This is a genomic window from Fluviicola chungangensis (genome assembly GCF_007558725.1).
Classification (GTDB): domain Bacteria; phylum Bacteroidota; class Bacteroidia; order Flavobacteriales_D; family Crocinitomicaceae; genus Fluviicola; species Fluviicola chungangensis.
Genome location: NZ_VLPL01000001.1, coordinates 272,906 through 291,935, shown reverse-complemented (window position 1 = coordinate 291,935; position 19,030 = coordinate 272,906). Strand labels below are relative to the sequence as shown.

Below are 19,030 nucleotides of genomic sequence, written 5' to 3'. Positions count from 1 at the left end.
GCGGACAAACTGAAAGTTCAGGCAACCAAACTTGGTTTATATGCCTTTCATCCACTTCAAAAACGCTGGTGCTTTTGTCTTACTCACTGTGAGTTTCAGATCTGTTTTAAAATCAGGAGGGAGTTGAATGAGCAGTTTTCGGGTAAGTAGTTTGCCGACTTCCTGAACCAATTTTTTGTTGATGATAGCAGTACGATTTACCCGGAAAAATTGCCTGTCAAGCGTTTGCTCCAATTCTTCCAATGTTTTGTGCAATACATATTTTTTATTTGCGAACGTTTGCAGATAAACTACCTGGTTGGCAATAAAGATCATTCCAATGTCTGAAAAAGGAACAGGAACAATGGTATCCCGGTAATGGACCAGCAGGTGCTGCTGTTTCGGTAATTGTAGCTGATTGTAATCAAACCGGCTCTTGAAGGAAGATCTCAAGCGCTCGTATTTGTTCAGTGCCCGGAGAACATCTTCTTTGCTAAACGGCTTCAATATGTATTCTATGCCATTGAGTTTGAAGGCTTGCAAAGCATGTTCGTTATATGCTGTACAGAAAATGATCGGAACATCTATATTCACTTTGTTCAGTAAATCGAAAATAGAACCATCCCCCAATTGAATGTCACAAAACAACAATTCGGGCAACGGATTTCCCAGGAAATACTCTTCTGCTTCCTGAATAGAACCCAACACTGCATCAATTTTGCTTGAAGTCGCTACTTTCAAAATGGAATCCTTCAAATCTGCAGCAGTCAACGCCTCATCTTCAATAATCACAATTCTCATCCCGAAGCAATTTGATTTTCACACTGAACCATTCGCTGCTGTCTTCAATTACTACTTCCTCGTTCGAAAGCATCCAGTAGCGTTGTTTGAGGTTATTTAAGCCGGAATTCATCCCTTGTTCAACGGATTCGCGCAATTGCTTTCGATTCTTCACCTGAATAAACCCATTATTTGAACTAAGTGTAATTTCCAACGGCTTTTGAAACGTAAGCGAGTTATGTTTAATGGCGTTTTCCAATAAAGGTAGAATAGAGAAAAAGGGGATATGAGCTTTTTGATCTTCGTCCGGAATTTCGATCCTATAATTCAGTGAATCGCCAAAGCGGATTTTTTGCATTTCGAGATATTGTTTACAAATCACCAATTCTTCTTCAACAATCACCAAATCTGTTTTGGTTTGATCCATTGTGATGCGCAGGAATCCCGATAGTTTTACCAGATAATCTTCTGCCGTTTCCCGATTACGCTGAATAAGTGATTTAAGTGTACTCAGGCTATTGAATAAGAAATGTGGGTGAATTTGTTGTTTCAACTGCTCGTAAGTGGCTTCCAGGTTCTTAAGTTTCAACGCCGCATTCTCTAATTCCACCTTGTTTTTCAGGTCTTTCATTAAAAGCAGGTTGTGAATCAATAAAACAATGGCGTTAATGGCAAAAATGAGAATAAAAAAAACATACATGCGTAAGTGATTTTCTGTCAATGGACGTGGTTTTACAAAGCGCAGCATTCCGTCGTGTTCGCTGTGAAAACGGATAGAAAGAAAATAACTGGCTATGGCAAGCAATGAGACCCCTATAAAACTTAGGGTGTACCTTGAAGCTGTGAAGGTTGTTTTTTGACCGCTCTTTTCAAGTAAAAACAATACAAAAATATTGATGAAAGAAGTCATTAGGAACAATCCTGCTACCAAACTTCCAATTTGAATCAGCCACAACCATGATTTGGTATTCATCAGGGCATGCGTTGCAATAGCTAAAAGTCCGATTAAACAAGAGGTAACAAAGGCATTGATTGTAAGTTTTTTATATGGAATCTCAAACATGGAAGACAAAATAACGAATCCCGTTTAATTGGGATTCAATTTTTTAGACGAACCGGACAAAATGAGTGGTTGAACGCACTAAAACCCGTAACTACCGGTAAAAAGCGGATAGTTAGGGGCTTTTTAATCAAATTTTACAAACATTTTTTGGCAATTTTGTTGGATTTTAAATTATTGCGTTACATTTGCATCATGAAAATGACACAATTACATCATCATCATCAATTGCACAGCTAAGCGCTTTGGTGAGATGATTGTATCCCTATAACTCTTTAACCCGCTTGGCTTTCAGGCGGGTTTTTTGTTGTCATTTCGTTTACATCACTCTTTTGGAAGTCAGGCATAATTTAAAACATGAAACGTTTAATTATTGCTTTACAAAAATCAGGTCGATTACAGGAAGGTTCTCTGGAACTCTTGAAAGAATGCGGCTTGAAGGTCGATTACCGGGACGGTCAACTCAAAGTAATCACCTCCGATTATCCGGCAGAACTCCTGTTCCTGCGCAACAGTGATATTCCGCAGTATGTAGCAGATGGTGTTGTCGACTTGGGTATTGTTGGTTCCAACCTCCTGGAAGAAGATGAAACTCCGGTGGAAATCATCCAGGCACTCAACTTCTCCAAATGCCGGCTGTCGTTTGCCGTTCCGAAATCTTCCAACATTCATTCCGCACAAGACTTGAAGGAAAAACGCATTGCCACTTCCTATCCGAATTCAGTTCGGAAATTCCTCCAAAAAGAAGGATTACAGGCTGAAATCCATACCATTTCCGGGTCCGTTGAAATCGCACCTTCATTGAACCTGGCAGATGCAATTGCGGATATTGTTTCCACCGGGAACACCTTGTTTCAAAACAACCTCCGCGAAGTGTTCTCTTTCCTTTATTCCGAAGCAGTTTTGATCAAGGGAATGAATTTCGATCCGGAAAAACAGGGATTGCTCGATCAATTGGTCTTCCGGATTCAGTCGGTTTTGTCTGCCAATGAGAACAAGTACATTTTACTCAACGCACCGAAAGATCAGTTGGAATCCATCTGCACTATTCTTCCGGGGATGAAAAGTCCCACAATATTGCCGCTCGCAATGGAGGGATGGGTAAGTATACACTCGGTTGTCAAACAAAAAGAAATCTGGCAGGTTGTTCAACGCTTAAAATCTGCCGGCGCAGAAGGAATCCTGGTTTGCCCCATCGAAAAAATGGTCTCATAATTATGAAAACACTGATAAATCCATCACAAAACGCATTAATTGAAGGGTTAACGCGCCCGAAACTGGAACCGCTTGATTTGGACCCATTGATTTTGAAGGTATTTTCTGAAGTCAGAAGGAATGGGGATAAAGCATTGAACGCATGGACACTTCAATTTGACGGGGTAACCATTCAATCGCTGGCAGTTTCGGAGAATGAATTTGCCGAAGCGGAAAAACTGGTTTCCGAAGAGTTGAAAACAGCCATTCGAACCGCAGCACGGAATATCGAACGCTTTCACCGGTCACAGGAAAACAGGGAACAGGAAGTGGAAACAACTCCCGGGGTAATTTGCTGGCGAAAATCTGTCCCGGTTCAAACCGTCGGATTGTATGTTCCCGGTGGAACGGCGCCATTATTTTCAACCGTGCTGATGTTGGGGATTCCTGCCAAAATTGCTGGAAACCCTGTTCGGTATTTGTGTACACCGCCGGATAAGCAAGGGAAAATTCACCCCGCTATTTTAGTTGCGGCAAAAATAGCCGGAATCACCCTGGTTTATAAAGTAGGTGGAGCACAGGCTATTGCAGCGATGAGTTTAGGTACCGAAACTATTCCGAAAGCAGATAAACTATTTGGCCCTGGAAACCAATACGTTACTGCTGCAAAAATCTACGCTCAAAATCTGGGAATTGCCATAGATCTGCCTGCCGGACCTTCGGAAGTGCTGGTTGCATCCGATGGTTCGATTTCCGCTTCATTTGTTGCAGCGGATTTATTGGCCCAAGCCGAACATGGAGCCGATTCACACGTTGTTTTTCTTACAGATGATGAGTCTTATTTGAATAGCGTTTTAAGCGAAGTTGAACGGCAACTAGAAAAGCTCCCCAGGAATAACATCGCTCGTACAGCATTGAAATCAAGCACGGCAATTGTCTCAAAGTCTGAAAATTGGCCGGAGATTATCAATTACTATGCACCTGAACACGTTATTGTTATGGGGGAATACGAAGAGTTTCTGGTTGACGAAATTACCAATGCAGGAAGTGTGTTCATCGGGAAAAATACTGCTGAAAGCTTTGGAGATTATGCTTCCGGGACCAATCATACCTTGCCCACTTCCGGATTTGCACGAGCCTTCAGCGGAGTTTCCCTGGACTCTTTTGTAAAAAAAATAAGTTATCAACGGGTAAGCGATCAGGGATTACTGAAACTCGGACAAACAGTGATTACCATGGCGGAGGCAGAAAACCTGCAGGGACATGCCAATGCGGTGAAAGTCAGGCTGGAAGCAGGGATTTCCGGCTTTCAATCTCCTTTAAATGCTGATTCACGGGATATAAAACGATTTATCCGGAAAGATTTGCGGAATATGCAACCTTACAGTTCTGCCCGTAATGAATACGAGGGAATCAGTCAGGTATTCCTGGATGCCAATGAAAATCCCTTTGATTCACCGTACAATCGTTACCCTGATCCAAAACAACGGAAACTCAAAAAGGCTATTAGCGCACTAAAAAAAATCCAGGTAGAACAGCTATTCCTGGGAAACGGATCGGACGAAGTGCTGGATTTGATTTTGCGTCTGACAACGACTCCTTTCCAGGATTCGGTTGCCTATCTAAATCCTTCCTATGGAATGTATTCCACACTGGCAAAAATCAATGGGTTGAGGACCAGGGAAATTAATCTCGACGAGCGTTTCGGGGTTTCCATTTCAGAAATTCTGCTTCAGGCTGCGGATTCCAGGGTATTGATCTTGTGTAACCCAAACAACCCCACAGGAAAGGTTATTTCAAAGTCCGGACTGCTGGAAATTATTCAAAAATTTGAAGGATTGGTCGTGATTGACGAGGCATACATTGATTTCTGCCCGGAGCATTCCCTAGCTGACGAGGTGATGAACTATTCCAATCTGCTTGTTGTTCAAACACTGTCAAAAGCATATGGAATGGCTGGTTTGCGCATAGGAATGGCCATCGCCGCGAACGAATGGATTCGTGCTTTGAATCGCATAAAACCACCATATAACCTGAGTACCCAAGTACAGGAAACGGCGATCAGCCAACTAAAGACCATTCCGTGGAATACGCTGAAAGCTGAAATCATCCGTGAACGGGAACGCTTGTTCGATTTGCTGAGATCTGTTCCGTCGGTAATTGAAGTATTTCCTTCGGAAGCCAATTTCATCTTGTTTCGCATTCAAAATGCTTCCGCTGTTTATAACAAATTGCTTGAAAATGGGGTAGTCGTGCGGGACAGAAGTACCCAGTCCAATTGTTCGGATACCCTACGCGTAAGCATCGGAACACAAGAGGAAAACAACAAATTCATTCAACTCATTCAAAACGCATGAAAAAGAAAGTATTGTTTATTGATCGTGACGGAACAATCATCCGGGAGCCAATCGGCTGCCAGGTTGATTCCTATCAGAAACTTCAATTTTTGAAAGGAGCTATTTCGGCATTGAAAACCATCGTTTCCTGGAATGAATACGAACTGGTATTGGTAACAAACCAAGATGGTTTAGGAACAGCAGCTTTTCCCTATGAAGATTTTATCGGTCCCCACCAATTGATGGTGGATATCCTGGAAAGTGAAGGGGTTGTCTTTTCTGAAGAATGTATCGACCGTTCTTTTCCGGACGAGAATTCACCCAACCGGAAGCCACGTACAGGAATGCTTACAAAGTATTTATCAGATCTCTATGATTTGGAGCATTCTTTCGTGATCGGTGATCGCTGGACAGATGTAGAACTGGCAAAAAACCTGGGGTGTAAAGCCTTTTTGCTGCAAACTCAGGAGATCGATGTTAGCGGCGAGTTGCAATTTTCAAAGGAAGAGCTTGAAAAGGTGCTTTTGAGAAGGGTCACGAATTGGGAAGATCTGCTTGCAGATTTGCGTTTGGGAGTTCGAAAGGTGGAAATCCGGAAAACAACTGCAGAAACAGATTGTTCTTTAATTCTAGACCTTGATGGGATCGGAATATCCAAAATTGATACTGGAATCGATTTCTTCGATCACATGCTGGACCAATTGGCACGTCACGGACAGCTGGATCTTGAATTATCCATGAATGGTGATCTGAATATCGATGAACACCACACGATCGAAGACACCGCATTGGCTTTGGGATTGGCAATGGATCAGGCACTCGGTTCAAAAAAAGGAATCGAACGCTACGGCTTCTGTTTACCTATGGACGATTGTTTTGCTACCTGTGCTATAGATTTTGGCGGTCGACCCGAATTGATCTGGGATGTGGAATTAAAACGGGAATACCTTGGGAAATTACCAACTGAAATGGTAAAACATTTTTTCAAATCATTCTGTTTTACAGCACGTTGCAACATTTACATTCAAGCAACCGGTGAAAACGAACACCACAAAATAGAATCGATCTTCAAAGCATTTGCAAAAGCAATCCTGATGGCCAAAGGCCGATCGGGGAATTGGGATCTGCTCCCTACAACTAAAAATGAATTGTAATGAAAATAGCAGTGATTGATTATGGAGCGGGAAACCTGTTTTCCGTGCAGCAAGCTCTTAAACGATTGGGGAAAGAGGTGATCTTGACACGTGATGAAGCCGAAATTCGCTCGGCTACACATGTGATTTTCCCGGGAGTTGGTCATGCCAAAAGCGCCATGAAACAATTGAAAGATCACGGATTGGATAAAGTTATCCCCACATTGGCGCAACCTGTTTTAGGGATTTGTTTGGGGATGCAGTTGATGTGCGGATGGAATGAAGAAGGGAAATTAGACGGTTTGGGTATTTTTCAGGTTCGAATTGAATCAATCCAATTCCAATTTACCAATTTACCAATTCGCCAATTTGGCAAATGGCAAACTGGTAGTTTTGAGGGGAAATCACGGGAGATGCGTTCAAATTACCCCGTCCCTCACATGGGTTGGAACGATGTTCAGATTGATGGAAAAGCAGAAACATTCTATTTTGTCCACAGTTATGCTGCCGAAATCTGCGAAGATACCTGGGGAATTGCATCGTATCCAGTCCCGTTTTCCGCCGCATTGAAGAAAGACAACTTCTACGGTGTACAATTTCACCCGGAAAAAAGTGGTTCAGCCGGGGAACAATTACTCAATCAATTTTTAGCATTATGATCGCAATACCGGCAATCGATATCCTGGACATGCAAATCGTCCGGCTATATCAAGGTAAATACACCGAGCAAACAAACTATGATTTAGACCCTGTTCACTATGCCCGGAAAATCGAGGAAAGTGGTCTCGAATACCTGCATTTGGTAGATCTTTCCGGTGCAAGAACAGGACAAATAGTTCATGCAGAACTGATGAAAGAAATCGCTTTAAAAACAGGATTAAAAGTAGATTTTGGCGGCGGGATAAAAACCAGAGAAGATGTCGTTTCGCTTCTTGAAATGGGAGCAAATCAGGTTGTAATTGGAAGTTTATGCGTAAGAGATCCTGAATTGGTTTGTTCCTGGATCAATGAATTCGGGACGAAAAGGTTCATCCTGGCACTCGATACGGATGGAACAAGCCTGAAAATTCATGGTTGGCAGGAAAATACAGGGATTTCGCTGGAAGAATTGATGCGGTATTTTGAGTCATTCAAAGCACTCACCATTCTGACAACCGATATCCGGAAGGACGGAACAGGCTCAGGACCAAATGTCCCAATGTATCGCTCTCTGATTGGAAAATTCCCGAATCAACGCTGGGTTGCAAGTGGTGGAGTGAGAAACAGTTCAGATTTACAGGAACTCAGAGCTGTCGGATGTTATGGCTGTGTGGTAGGGAAAGCATTATTGGAAGGAGATATCACTTTGGCAACACTAAAATTTTTCAACGATGCAGGTGTATAAACGAATTATTCCGTGTCTGGATATTCAAAACGGACGAACTGTAAAAGGAACCAACTTTGAAGGAATTCGTGACGCAGGTGATCCGGTAGAATTGGCAAAGCTTTACAGCAAACAAGGTGCTGATGAACTCGTTTTGCTTGATATTTCGGCAACAAATGAGGAACGCGGGACTTTTTTACCCATCGTAGAAGCAGTGGCAAGCGAAGTAAATATTCCTTTTACGGTCGGAGGAGGAATTTCTTCTGTAGAAACTGCCCGAAAATTGCTTCGGAGCGGAGCTGATAAAGTTTCGATCAATTCGTCCGCTGTGAAGAATCCCGCATTAATTACCGAATTGGCAAATGTGTTTGGGAGTCAATGTATTGTGGTAGCTATTGACATCCGGAAAAGCGGAGAGTCCTGGGTCGTCCATACACATGGAGGAAAACGAGACACCGGAATAGATGCACTGAAATGGCTTCAAAAAGTAGTTTCATTGGGAGCCGGGGAGTTGTTGATCACTTCCATGGATGGAGATGGAACAAAAAATGGGTTTGCACTGGATTTTTACAAAGAGGCGGAACAATTGGTTTCCGTTCCAATCATCGCTTCCGGTGGAGCAGGAACGATCACTCATTTTGAAGAATTGTTCACACAAACACCTGTTACGGGTGGATTAGCAGCAAGTATCTTTCATTTCGGGGAGATTTCCATCCCGGAACTAAAGAATGAATTAAGTAAAATAACACGAATTAGAAACTGATGATCTCATGAAATACGATAACAACGGATTCATCCCAACTATTATCCAGGACTCACAAACAAACCAAGTACTTATGCTGGGTTATATGACCGAAGCTTCCTTCAATCAAACATTGAAAACCAGATTAGTAACTTTCTTTTCGAGATCCAGAAATGAGATTTGGGTAAAAGGGGCAACTTCCGGCAATTACCTGGAATTGATCAATTGGTCACTGGACTGTGATGAAGACACTTTGCTCATTCTGGCAAAAGCAAAAGGACCGACCTGTCACAGCGGAACAACTTCCTGTTTTGGTGAAATAAAACCTTGTCCATCGGATACCTTAAGCAAACTCATCGATACCATTGACGAACGATTCACCATTCCCAAGGAAAGATCATACATTCAATCGCTTATTGAAAAAGGCTTGCCCAAGATTGCTCAAAAAGTAGGCGAAGAAGGAGTGGAAATGGTTATTGAAGCGATGCGGAACGAACCTGAGCTATTCAAAGAGGAAGCCGCTGATTTGTTGTTTCACTATTTGATCTTGCTGCGGGCGAAGGAGGTTTCTTTGAGTGAGATTTTAGAAGTTTTGCGAAGAAGAATGCAGGAGTAATTGAACTACAAGTGTTCATGGAATGGTTTCTCCGCCCATAAATCATGGATCAATTCCAGTTCATCCAGTTTTTCGGTGGAGATGCAGCAGGCTCTCATTTTGGCACGCCAATCGTTCGGATCTGCCTCAGTTAAATCGTAGGTTTCCCAGGTAGCTTTATCCGGCCATTGTGCAATGCCTATATAGGAATCTTCGGAAGCTTTGTAGAGCCGGGAACCCAAACTGCCGCAATGTTGGTAAATCAATTTGGTCACTTCTTTCCAGGCCCCTTCTAAGGCTTCATTTTGCTGCGGATGAATGGTGAAACGGTAGCTTACGGTAAACATGTTAACTCATTTATTTACAGAACCATTTAACTAAAAGGTTTACAAACGTCTTTACCAATGCTTCTCAAAATATGCTTTGTCGAACGTCTTTTCATTGTGCACAAACAGCGTAGAAGCGGTGTTTTTCAAATGCATCGGGTCTTTCTTTCCGAAAAGTCTTGTGAGCATGGCGATCGGGAAGAGGAACAGATAGAAAATGAGACTCAGAACAATGTTCGGTACGATGTAACTCAAAACAAGTGTCAATTTCATCCAAACGAAATCAATCCATTTGGCAATGAAATCAGACAGAACACCTGCCAAACCAACGAAAAATGCCACAGACAAACTCCATTTCCATTTGGTAATCAAATAGATCAGGATGAAACCAACGACGATTGTCAGGACCGTTTTAGCCGGATTGGAAGCTTTTTGTTTGGGAGCACTCATATTTGGAAGAACTTAAAACAACGAATAGATAAACGGTGCAATGGCACTGGACCCACCAAAAACAATCAAAATTCCGATTAACAGAAGAATGATGATTACCGGTGCTAACCAAAATTTCTTTCGCTCTTTCATAAAGCGCCATAAGTCGCGTAAAAATTCCATTTAGTTCAAGTGTTGTTTCTTCGCTTTCTGAAGAAGGTATTTTGCCATTAATTTATTTGTTCCCGCATTCGGATGCGAATCTCCACCAAGTGTATATTTGCCTTGATAGGTAATTGTTTGCGACAAATCTATAAACTTAATCTGCTTCTTTGTCAAATAAGATTTAAAAATGCGCATTTCTTCCGGGGTATATGCCACATAATTCGGATAAAAAACCAAATAGAATTGATCGTTCCCAAATTGCTTTTCATATTCTTTCTTGGTTTGAAGCACCATTTCCGAAACCAGGTCAAAATGTGAATCGTTTAATTTCAAGGGTAAATCCGCTTCAAAATACTTTACAATGTTGGTTTGGTATAAGCGCTCATAACAACCGGAAATAAACGGGCGTCCGTCTTTGAATAATTTATTGCGCACCAATTTTCCGTCTTTCATTTCATAATACGGAGCCAAATGAAGCCATTCCGTATAGCGATGCATCGTTCCGATCGCCCGGTAAATATGATCCCAGAAGAAAATGTAATACGCACAGCCATCTTTTTCTGCAACTTGTTTGGAAAGATCGCGGTACTGGAACTGCGCCAGCATGTGATTGGTTCCGGTAGCTGAAATACAGAAATTATAGGAGTTCGTGTTGGCTGATTGCTCCTGAACCTGGTATGCCAAAGTCTGATCATCTTCCAACCCATATCCAAAACCAATGGAACAACCGAAAAACAAGGCATACTTCGTTTTCGTGGAATCAAAACCCGGGGTAATGCGTTTGTTCATGTGATCGATTGAATACTGAACATCAAAAACGGTATCGTTATTTCCGATCACTTTCACATCGTGATAAACGCTGTCAGGATAATAAGTCATTCCAACCTGACGCGCAATGTGATTTTCGGGCAGGTCTGGAACACTGAAGTCTTTCTTGAAAGCTGAAGGCATTCCCAAAACAAAGAAAAGAACCGTTTCTACCAGAAGCAGGAGCAAGGCAATCAAAGTCACATTTGCCAGGATAACCCGTTTTCCTTTTAAAAAGAGTACATAAAAACTGGTCAGGATGACTAAGAGGGAAACGTATTTCCACAACCGCAACCAGCCAAAAATTTCACTCCCGATGCCGTTTTTAGTCACGTTGTAAGAAAACAAGCTGATTAAAGCCAATAACAAGACAAAAAAAGTTCGTTTATTCGCTTTGACGAAAGATTTGAATTTATTCATCATGCTGTTTAGTCCATTTTAAATTTGACCATCCACTTTTCCTTGTTTTCCCAATCTTCCTGTTCCGTTTTGGCATAAACGAAATCTCCGATTACTAAGTAATCCATTTCCGTACTCATAAAACAGCGAAACGCATCGTAGGGTGTGCAAACAATGGGTTCTCCCCGAACATTAAAACTGGTGTTCACTACCAATCCGTAAGAAGTCTGTTTCTTGAACTCCTCAATCAATGCGTGATACCGTGGATTTGTCTCTTTGTAAACCGATTGAACACGGGCTGAAAAATCCAGGTGGGTGATCGATTGTAAATCGCTTCGCTGATGATACAAGCGTTCCCAAAGCGGAAGTTCGTTATAGTTGTCCGGTAATTTCAATCTCCGGCTTTCTTTCACCGGAGCAACTACCAGCATGTAAGGTGAATCGGCCTGTAAGTCGAAATATTCCCGTGCATCTTCCGCCAAAACAGATGGCGCAAAAGGTCGAAATCCTTCTCGGTATTTGATCTTCAGGTTTAATTTTTTCTGCATTTCAGGGTTACGGGCGTCACCCAAAATACTTCTGTTTCCCAGGGCCCGCGGACCGAATTCCATTCTTCCCTGGAACCAGCCGACCACATTTCCGTCTGCCAGTTTGGAGGCTACAAAGGAAGTCAATTCATTGAAATCATCGTATTTCCTGTAACGTGCATGGGTGCGCTTATTCATGGATTGAATTTCTTTTTCAGAATAATCCGGTCCAAGGTAAGTTCCGTTCATCTGGTCGTAAGAATAATCAATTACCCGTTCTTCCTCAAAATACATGTAAGAAACTGCCAAAGCTGCTCCTAAAGCTCCACCGGCATCGCCGGAAGCAGCCTGGATATATATATCTTTGAAAATCTGTTCTTCCAACAACTTCCCATTTGCCACACAATTGAGTGCAACACCTCCTGCCATACATAAATATTCGGAGTTTGTCAGTCGTTTTGCTTCCTTTGCCATCAAAATGACAATCTCTTCCGTCACCTTTTGAATGGCAATAGCTAAATTACAATGAACCTGTTCCAATTCAGATTCTCCTTCCCGACGGGCAACACCAAATAATTCCTTCCATTTCCGGTCGTGTACCATCCGAAGCCCGGTTGCGTAGTTAAAGTACTTTTGATTTAACCAAACCGATCCATCATCCTTAATATCAACTAATTCCGTTTTGATTTTCCGGATAAATTCTTTGGTTTGATCAGCGTGTTCATTTCCGTAGGGAGCGAGTCCCATTAACTTATATTCCCCGGAATTAACCGTAAACCCCAAATAATATGTAAATGCACTGTAGAGCAAGCCCACAGAATGCGGGAATTCCATTTCGCGCAATAATTCAATCTTTTCGCCGGTTCCCAAACCAATGGAAGCAGTACACCATTCACCCACACCGTCAATAGTCAGGATCGCAGATTCTTTGAATGAAGAGGGATAGAAGGCACTGGCTGCATGAGACAAATGGTGTTCCGGGAAAAGCAGTTTTACATTCTTTTTCTCGTATGGTCCTACTTCTTTTAATCCTTCATGAATCATTTTTTTCAGGAACATTTTCTCATTGATCCAAACGGGAATTGCTTTCAGGAAAGAAACCAATCCTTTCGGTGAAAAGGAATAATACGTTTGAAGTAAACGTTCAAATTTCAGGAGCGGTTTATCGTAGAAAACAATGGCATCCAGATCGTCAATTTCAAGTCCGGCTTCTTCCAGACAGTATTTCACTGATTCAACAGGAAAATCAGGAGTATGTTTGTCGCGCGTAAATCGTTCCTCCTGAGCTGCGGCAATAATTTTGCCTCCAATAACCAAGGCAGCAGCCGAATCGTGATAGAAGGCAGAAATCCCTAAGACTTTTTTCATTCGCGCAATTTAAATCTGTTTTACTAACGTTAAAAACGTTCCTTCATTTTGAAGAGGAACAAAAATAATTCATTAATCGCAGGAAGCAAGTGACAAGGTATATTATTCATAAAGAATCTGGTGTTAAGAAGTTGCTCCGGAATTTCCTGTAATTACTCTGCACGCATAAATATTTCGTATCTTCGCAAAAAAAAAGCACATGGATTCGTTTAGTAAAGTTATTTCTATCCGGTGGTCGGACCTTGATCCGAATTATCATGTAAGACATAGTGCATATTACGATTGGGGAGCTCAGCAGCGTGTAGAAGTTTTAAATAATTTGGGCCTTTCATTGAAAGTTATGCAGGAAAACCATTTCGGACCGATCTTATTCCGTGAAGAATGTGTTTTTCGGAAAGAAATCCACATGCATGATGAAATAACGATTAGTTTGTTCATTAAATCCATTGCAGAAGACGGTTCCCGCTGGACGATGCAGCATATATTGACCAACCAAAGAGGGGAGTTGTGTGCTACTATTACGATTGACGGCGCCTGGATTGATACGCAAAAACGCAAATTAGCAAATCCAACACCGCAGATGGTGATTGAAACAATGAAGAAATTTCCTCAATTAGCTTAACGTTAATTGCAAGTTCAAAGGGTTTAAATGGTTCAAAAGTTTAAACTATTTTGAACTCTTGAACTTTCGAACTTTTTTATCGTGCGAAGCCAATCTTTTGTTTTTTCCCTTTGATCTTTTTATCCCGTAATTCGGGAACGACTTCTTCCGCTATTTCACTGCTGATTGCGACAAAAGAACTGTAATCCATTACGGTAATAAGACCAATCTCATCAGGTCTTAAGCCGCCTGTTTTGTGGAGAAAACCAACAATATCCACTTTATTGACCTTATCCTTCTTTCCGGCACTGATATAAATAGTTTTCCATTTCGGACGTTCAGGAAGCGGTTCATTTGGAATCACCTCATAATGATGGTGCTCCGGGATGAAATCCGGAACATTTTTCCCTGAATCCAGGAACATAAATACAACACCGTCAGCATCCTGTCGTCCTGTTCTGCCACTTCTGTGAATAAATTCAGCCTCTTTCAAAGGTAATTGATAATGGATGACGTGCTCTACCGCCGGAATATCCAGTCCTCTGGCTGCCAGATCTGTCGAAACCAAAAAATCGGCGCTTCCATTTCTGAAACGGATCAGTGCGCGTTCCCGGTCATCTTGCTCCATACCTCCATGATAAGCAACTGCGATGATCCCATTTTCTTTCAAAAAATCGGTAATCTCTACAACGGGTTCGCGGTGATTGCAAAAAATGATGGTCTTTCCCTCCGGAAGATTGCATAATAATTCCAATAACAAATCCAGTTTATCGGAACCATTCATTTGCACCCCGAAATAATTGATTCGATGACTTTTTTCGATCAGAAAATCAATTGTTACCGGTTTTTTAATTTGTGTAAACGTTGGAATGTTTTCCAGTTTAGTCGCTGAAACCAGGTATTTGTTCTGAAGTGATTGCAACTCCTGGATAATTTCAGTCATATCCGATTCAAATCCCATTTGCAGGGATTTATCAAATTCATCCAAAACCAAAGTATGAACCTCAGACAGATCAATATTTTTCCTTCTCACATGATCTGCCAGTCTCCCCGGGGTTCCGATCAAAACAGCAGGAGGTACCGAGAGGTTATTTTCTTCTACCCGCATGGAATGTCCACCGTAACAGGTGTTTACTTTAAATCCCGTACTCAGCTTTTTGAATACATCCTCAATCTGAATCGAGAGTTCGCGTGTAGGTGAAATGATTAATAACTGAACGGAAGTTTGTTCTTTATTCAATTTCCCCAAAGCTGTCAGCAGAAAAGCCACTGTTTTACCGGAACCGGTAGGGGCATGCAAAATGATCTCCTGATTGGTTTTGGAAGATTCAAGCATTTGCTGTTGCATTTCATTCAGAGAAGAAATGCCGAGTTTTTCAAGAGAGAAATTGGAGTGGGGGAACTGACTCATCCGACAAAGGTACAAGTTTCTAAATGACCTGGACGTACTATTGCGTTATTACGTCTATTTGAATTTGATTAGCATGTTAGCAAACTTACTAACTGTTAATCCCAGATTTTACCGCTCAATCTTCTGATAGCTTGTCACTATCCCTTTAATCAATGCAGAACTGAACCCGCTGTGTTCCATTTCATTCAAACCAACAATTGTACAACCCTTGGGAGTTGTTACTTTGTCAATTTCTTCTTCCGGGTGCAATCCATTTTGAATCAAAAGCTGCGCTGCACCTTTTACGGTCTGACTGACAATCTTATTCGCTGTTTTTGCATCAAAACCAACTTCAATCCCACCTTGGATCATTGCACGGATAAAACGTAAAACATAAGCAATTCCACAAGCTCCGAGAATGGTTGCAGATTCCATTAACTGTTCATTAATCCAAACAATATCACCAATTGCCCGGAAGAGTTCGCTCACTTCTTCCTTTCTGTTCAGGGGATCTGTCCCGCCACTTAATGCAGTAATACTTTCCTGTACATCTGCAGCCGTATTGGGCATTCCGCGATAAAGTGAGAGATTATCCCGTTTCAAAGCACCTTTGATTTCACCTAAAGTAATGCCGGTTGCAACACTAATAATGGTATGCCGTTCCGGATCGAAAAAATCCCGGTGCTCTTCAAAAAAAGACAAGATGGTATATGGTTTCAGAGCAACAATCAGATAATCACATTGTTCCATGACAGATTGATTATCAGACGTAAAGTGTGTTTTATCGTCTCCAAAACCCATCAGGTCGGAGACAGTTCTTCGTGTACCGAATAGATGAGCATCGGGGTATTGTTTGCGAAACCCTTTTAATAAAGACAATCCCAGGTTTCCACATCCAATAATTCCGATCTTTTCCATTTCACAATTTTGCGACAAAAATAAGATTAATTTAACAACGTGTTTCCGCTTTCCTTTTGGGCGGGCCCTATTTCTTGTTAAAATTCGAATAAACTGCGAAGAATCCTTGAATACTGTAAACAGATTTCGTACTTTTAAAATGTTATTCGTCGGCTGAGGCCGAGTGTAAATAACCGTCCGTCAACTGACGGACTAACCCATGCAGTGAAATTGTTGACGTCTAACATTTTTTTACTACGAACGGGGAGTCTTAGTTTTTTAATGGCGGGCTGCAACCGATTCGGTTTTACATGACGTAAACGGCAGATTACAAAGAAAAACAGCGAACCAAATCGTGCTTTCTGAGGCGTTCAGAATTTTCCCGCTGTGGCGGGACGCTGTATGGGTTTTTTATTCTTTCTTTTTCCCGTATGTTCTGTAAACAATTGTTTTCTTATTGGAACGCTCCGTCACCAATTCGGCTCCGTTGCAACGCACAATTTTAAAATCTTCGGTATAAGAAGTGTCTTTGTCGTCATGGATCATGGTGAAAAGGGAATCCTTTAAAGTCCATTGTCCGGAAGATCGCTCCTGGATTAACGGAAGACCTCTCTTTCTCCATTTCGGATCAACAAACGTATCGTAAATGATAAAGAATCCGTTCTTTTGAATATTCAGAACTACATCTGAAGGTTGGTTTTGGTGATTCGTTTTCCTGGAACCCGAATCTTCCGATTTAATTAAAACCCATCTGCCGGTAATAGCTATTTTTTGTGCCACTTTATTTTCAGGTTCTCTCGAATCGGTAGAACAGGAAACAACAAGTAGTAGCACGAAAAATGTTAAAAGATTAACTGTCGATCGCTTCATGACCTAAATATAACCGAATAATTCAAACAATCAGAATGACTCCGAATTTTTAGCGGGACTTTTTATAAATTTTGCAATGAACAGCTCTGTGATCGGAGAATGCAGCTGATTGAATTCCAAAGTCATACGCCCCCAAATCCCCGGAGTGAAAAATATAGTCAATTCTTCCAGCCGGCACACGCCCTACATATGTGACACCAATACCTGTAGTCGTTTCCCTGTAGGAATCAACTAAATCTGTATTAAACTGGTTGTAGACGTACGACATCGGCGTATCGTTAAAATCCCCGCAAATAACTACCGGGTACGGAGAAGTCTTCATGTGTTCCACCACACGTTCAGCTTGTTCAGCTCGCGCCGGATAAGCAATCCGCAGTTTGTCAATCAACAAACGGAGAGTGGATTTTTTTGCCCCGGCCTGTTTGTTTTTCTCGCCGAACAATTCGTAGTCTTCCTGCTGCAGTTTGAGTGATTGCAAATGAATATCGTAAAACCGGATTGTATCCCTTCCTTTGACAATATCAGCAAAAATGCAATAATTATCGGTCGTTTTGAAATTCTTGAACATGACGTCTCCTTTCGCTATGATCGGGTATTTCGAGAGCATGCAAATCCCGAAATTCTGCCTGTTGCGAATGCGGTGAGAATACCGTTCGTGGTAATCCGTAAACCCCATCAGGCTAATCAGCGTGTCTCTCGTGGAAAAGGCCGAAGGTTTGTCCTGGTGAAAAAATTCCTGGAAGCAAATCACATCCGGATCTACGCGCTGAACATAACTAATGATGCTGTCACGCGATTGGTTCCTGCCTTCTATGGATGAGTTGTATACGTCAAACAAACGCACATTGTAACTCATGATGTTCCAGGAAGAAACTTCTTTCTCCGGCTTCGGATCAGAAAAGGTGACCGATAAAGTCCTGAAATGCAGGTTTCCACCAAATAGGATGGCAATCAGGATGTAGAAAAACCAGCGGGATTTAGCAAACGCCCAATAGATCATCAAAATCAAAGCAAGGCAAATGAAAATGGGATACATTAACCCGAAAAAAGGCAGAATACGGATCGTTGACGGATGAACATACGGTGCCAGGTAGGCCAGTAGCAGGCAGCAAATGGATGTGATAGAGAGAATCTTTATCACCGTTGAAAATCGTGCTATCTTTTTAAACCAACTCAAATTACTTATTGCTTTGCGAAAATAAGAAGTCTTTTTCGGCTTTGGTCAATGACTCATAACCGGATTTGGAAATTTTATCCAAAATCTTGTCGATTCGTTCCTGCTTGGCCTTCGCATCCATGTTGTACTCTTCATCCGTTTTAACCACTCTGCCGCCTTTTTGAGCTTTCATTCTCGGTCTGCGGTTCTTTCTGCCGTCAAAGAAACTTAAAATCCGCTGATGCATACTTTCCGTCCAATTGATGATATTGGAAGAAGAGTAGAGGTTCTGTACCGAAAGGAACCCGATCAGTGCACCACCTAAATGCGCGAAATGTGCAACTCCGTCGTGATTGATCGTTTGAGCCAGATCACTGACAATGTAAATAAGTGCCAATACATAAATCTTAACCGGAAATACGCCGAAAAGACTTATGGTAATATTCGGTTTGTAGACGGAAATGGCAATAAACAAAGCCATAATGGAACCCGAAGCACCAAGCACAACGGTTCCTCTGCCCAGAAACTGGTTTGCAATTAATTCAAAAAGTCCCCCGACAATTCCCCCGACGATGTATACATGAAGCATTCTCCTGTCTGAAAAGAACTGCTTAAACAAACTTCCCGCAAAATAGAGGAAGATCATGTTGAATAAAAAATGGAAGAATTCGAAATGAGTAAAAATACTGGTGATCAAGCCCAGCGGAGCATACATAAATTGATGCGGGTCCGTTTGAAGGGTAAAAACATTGATCATTACCCAATTAATCCACTCACTGTGCGAAGCATTCCAAGCCAGTCCTAAAAAAAGCATTGCAAGGAATACCAAAGCGTTGATAAAAATCAAGCGGATATGCATTCCTCCGAATTTAAATTGGAATTTCAATTCTTCTGATAAGCTTCGATCTTGCAT

At 41.7% G+C, this 19,030-nt stretch carries 20 protein-coding genes; 8 read left to right on the top strand and 12 right to left on the bottom strand.

The window, feature by feature from the left end; all coding sequences use genetic code 11:
* Positions 1-36: 36 nt before the first annotated feature.
* Positions 37-780: a LytR/AlgR family response regulator transcription factor gene (locus FO442_RS01395; protein WP_144331346.1), complete on the bottom strand. Its 744-nt coding sequence runs from the start codon at positions 778-780 to the stop codon at positions 37-39.
* Positions 761-1,822, bottom strand: a complete 1,062-nt coding sequence (locus FO442_RS01390) for a sensor histidine kinase (protein ID WP_144331345.1) — start codon at positions 1,820-1,822, stop codon at positions 761-763. The genes FO442_RS01395 and FO442_RS01390 overlap by 20 nt, the downstream gene beginning before the upstream one ends.
* Positions 1,823-2,176: 354 nt before the next feature.
* Here FO442_RS01390 and hisG point away from each other — a divergent pair, with 354 nt between their 5' ends.
* Genes hisG through hisIE form a run of 7 tightly spaced genes read left to right on the top strand, consistent with a single transcriptional unit; the run spans position 2,177 to position 9,203 of the window.
* Positions 2,177-3,034: an ATP phosphoribosyltransferase gene (gene hisG / locus FO442_RS01385; protein WP_144331344.1), complete on the top strand. Its 858-nt coding sequence runs from the start codon at positions 2,177-2,179 to the stop codon at positions 3,032-3,034.
* A gap of 2 nt (positions 3,035-3,036) precedes the next feature.
* Positions 3,037-5,370, top strand: a complete 2,334-nt coding sequence (hisD, locus tag FO442_RS01380) for a histidinol dehydrogenase (RefSeq protein WP_144331343.1) — start codon at positions 3,037-3,039, stop codon at positions 5,368-5,370.
* Positions 5,367-6,503 carry a bifunctional histidinol-phosphatase/imidazoleglycerol-phosphate dehydratase HisB gene (gene hisB, locus FO442_RS01375; protein ID WP_144331342.1) on the top strand — a complete coding sequence of 379 codons (1,137 nt, stop codon included), beginning with the start codon at positions 5,367-5,369 and terminating at the stop codon, positions 6,501-6,503. Before hisD ends, hisB begins: the two co-directional genes overlap by 4 nt.
* Positions 6,503-7,141, top strand: coding sequence for an imidazole glycerol phosphate synthase subunit HisH (locus FO442_RS01370; RefSeq protein WP_144331341.1), 639 nt, complete (start codon positions 6,503-6,505; stop codon positions 7,139-7,141). Before hisB ends, FO442_RS01370 begins: the two co-directional genes overlap by 1 nt.
* Positions 7,138-7,866: a 1-(5-phosphoribosyl)-5-[(5-phosphoribosylamino)methylideneamino]imidazole-4-carboxamide isomerase gene (gene hisA / locus FO442_RS01365; protein ID WP_144331340.1), complete on the top strand. Its 729-nt coding sequence runs from the start codon at positions 7,138-7,140 to the stop codon at positions 7,864-7,866. The genes FO442_RS01370 and hisA overlap by 4 nt, the downstream gene beginning before the upstream one ends.
* Positions 7,853-8,608, top strand: a complete 756-nt coding sequence (gene hisF / locus FO442_RS01360) for an imidazole glycerol phosphate synthase subunit HisF (RefSeq protein WP_144331339.1) — start codon at positions 7,853-7,855, stop codon at positions 8,606-8,608. The genes hisA and hisF overlap by 14 nt, the downstream gene beginning before the upstream one ends.
* Before the next feature lie 7 nt (positions 8,609-8,615).
* Positions 8,616-9,203, top strand: coding sequence for a bifunctional phosphoribosyl-AMP cyclohydrolase/phosphoribosyl-ATP diphosphatase HisIE (hisIE, locus tag FO442_RS01355; RefSeq protein ID WP_144331338.1), 588 nt, complete (start codon positions 8,616-8,618; stop codon positions 9,201-9,203).
* Between the two features lie 5 nt (positions 9,204-9,208).
* Here hisIE and FO442_RS01350 read toward each other — a convergent pair whose 3' ends face one another.
* From FO442_RS01350 to FO442_RS01335, 5 genes are read right to left on the bottom strand one after another with little or no spacing between them, the layout of a single operon-like run.
* On the bottom strand, positions 9,209-9,529 hold the full coding sequence (locus FO442_RS01350; RefSeq protein WP_144331337.1) for an antibiotic biosynthesis monooxygenase family protein: 321 nt from the start codon (positions 9,527-9,529) through the stop codon (positions 9,209-9,211).
* Between the two features lie 51 nt (positions 9,530-9,580).
* The gene (locus FO442_RS01345) at positions 9,581-9,958 is read right to left on the bottom strand and encodes a hypothetical protein (RefSeq protein WP_144331336.1); all 378 of its coding nucleotides are present in this window, start codon (positions 9,956-9,958) and stop codon (positions 9,581-9,583) included.
* A 12-nt stretch (positions 9,959-9,970) separates the two neighbouring features.
* A complete protein-coding gene (locus tag FO442_RS18670; protein ID WP_186279823.1) occupies positions 9,971-10,120 on the bottom strand; it encodes a DUF5989 family protein in 150 nt (49 codons plus the stop codon).
* The gene (locus tag FO442_RS01340) at positions 10,121-11,329 is read right to left on the bottom strand and encodes a hypothetical protein (protein WP_144331335.1); all 1,209 of its coding nucleotides are present in this window, start codon (positions 11,327-11,329) and stop codon (positions 10,121-10,123) included.
* Positions 11,330-11,337: 8 nt separating this feature from the next.
* Positions 11,338-13,203 carry a carbamoyltransferase family protein gene (locus tag FO442_RS01335; RefSeq protein ID WP_144331334.1) on the bottom strand — a complete coding sequence of 622 codons (1,866 nt, stop codon included), beginning with the start codon at positions 13,201-13,203 and terminating at the stop codon, positions 11,338-11,340.
* A gap of 199 nt (positions 13,204-13,402) precedes the next feature.
* Between FO442_RS01335 and FO442_RS01330 the strand changes: the two genes are divergently transcribed.
* Positions 13,403-13,825, top strand: coding sequence for an acyl-CoA thioesterase (locus FO442_RS01330; RefSeq protein WP_144331333.1), 423 nt, complete (start codon positions 13,403-13,405; stop codon positions 13,823-13,825).
* Between the two features lie 76 nt (positions 13,826-13,901).
* Here the strand turns inward: FO442_RS01330 and FO442_RS01325 are convergent, their stop codons facing one another.
* From FO442_RS01325 to FO442_RS01305, 5 genes are all read right to left on the bottom strand, one after another.
* The gene (locus FO442_RS01325; RefSeq protein ID WP_144331332.1) at positions 13,902-15,215 is read right to left on the bottom strand and encodes a DEAD/DEAH box helicase; all 1,314 of its coding nucleotides are present in this window, start codon (positions 15,213-15,215) and stop codon (positions 13,902-13,904) included.
* Between the two features lie 108 nt (positions 15,216-15,323).
* Positions 15,324-16,112: a pyrroline-5-carboxylate reductase gene (gene proC, locus FO442_RS01320; RefSeq protein WP_144331331.1), complete on the bottom strand. Its 789-nt coding sequence runs from the start codon at positions 16,110-16,112 to the stop codon at positions 15,324-15,326.
* Between the two features lie 390 nt (positions 16,113-16,502).
* Positions 16,503-16,961, bottom strand: a complete 459-nt coding sequence (locus FO442_RS01315; protein ID WP_144331330.1) for a lipocalin family protein — start codon at positions 16,959-16,961, stop codon at positions 16,503-16,505.
* Between the two features lie 49 nt (positions 16,962-17,010).
* Positions 17,011-18,102 carry an endonuclease/exonuclease/phosphatase family protein gene (locus FO442_RS01310; RefSeq protein ID WP_144331329.1) on the bottom strand — a complete coding sequence of 364 codons (1,092 nt, stop codon included), beginning with the start codon at positions 18,100-18,102 and terminating at the stop codon, positions 17,011-17,013.
* 37 nt (positions 18,103-18,139) lie between these two features.
* Positions 18,140-19,030, bottom strand: coding sequence for a rhomboid family intramembrane serine protease (locus FO442_RS01305; RefSeq protein ID WP_144331328.1), 891 nt, complete (start codon positions 19,028-19,030; stop codon positions 18,140-18,142).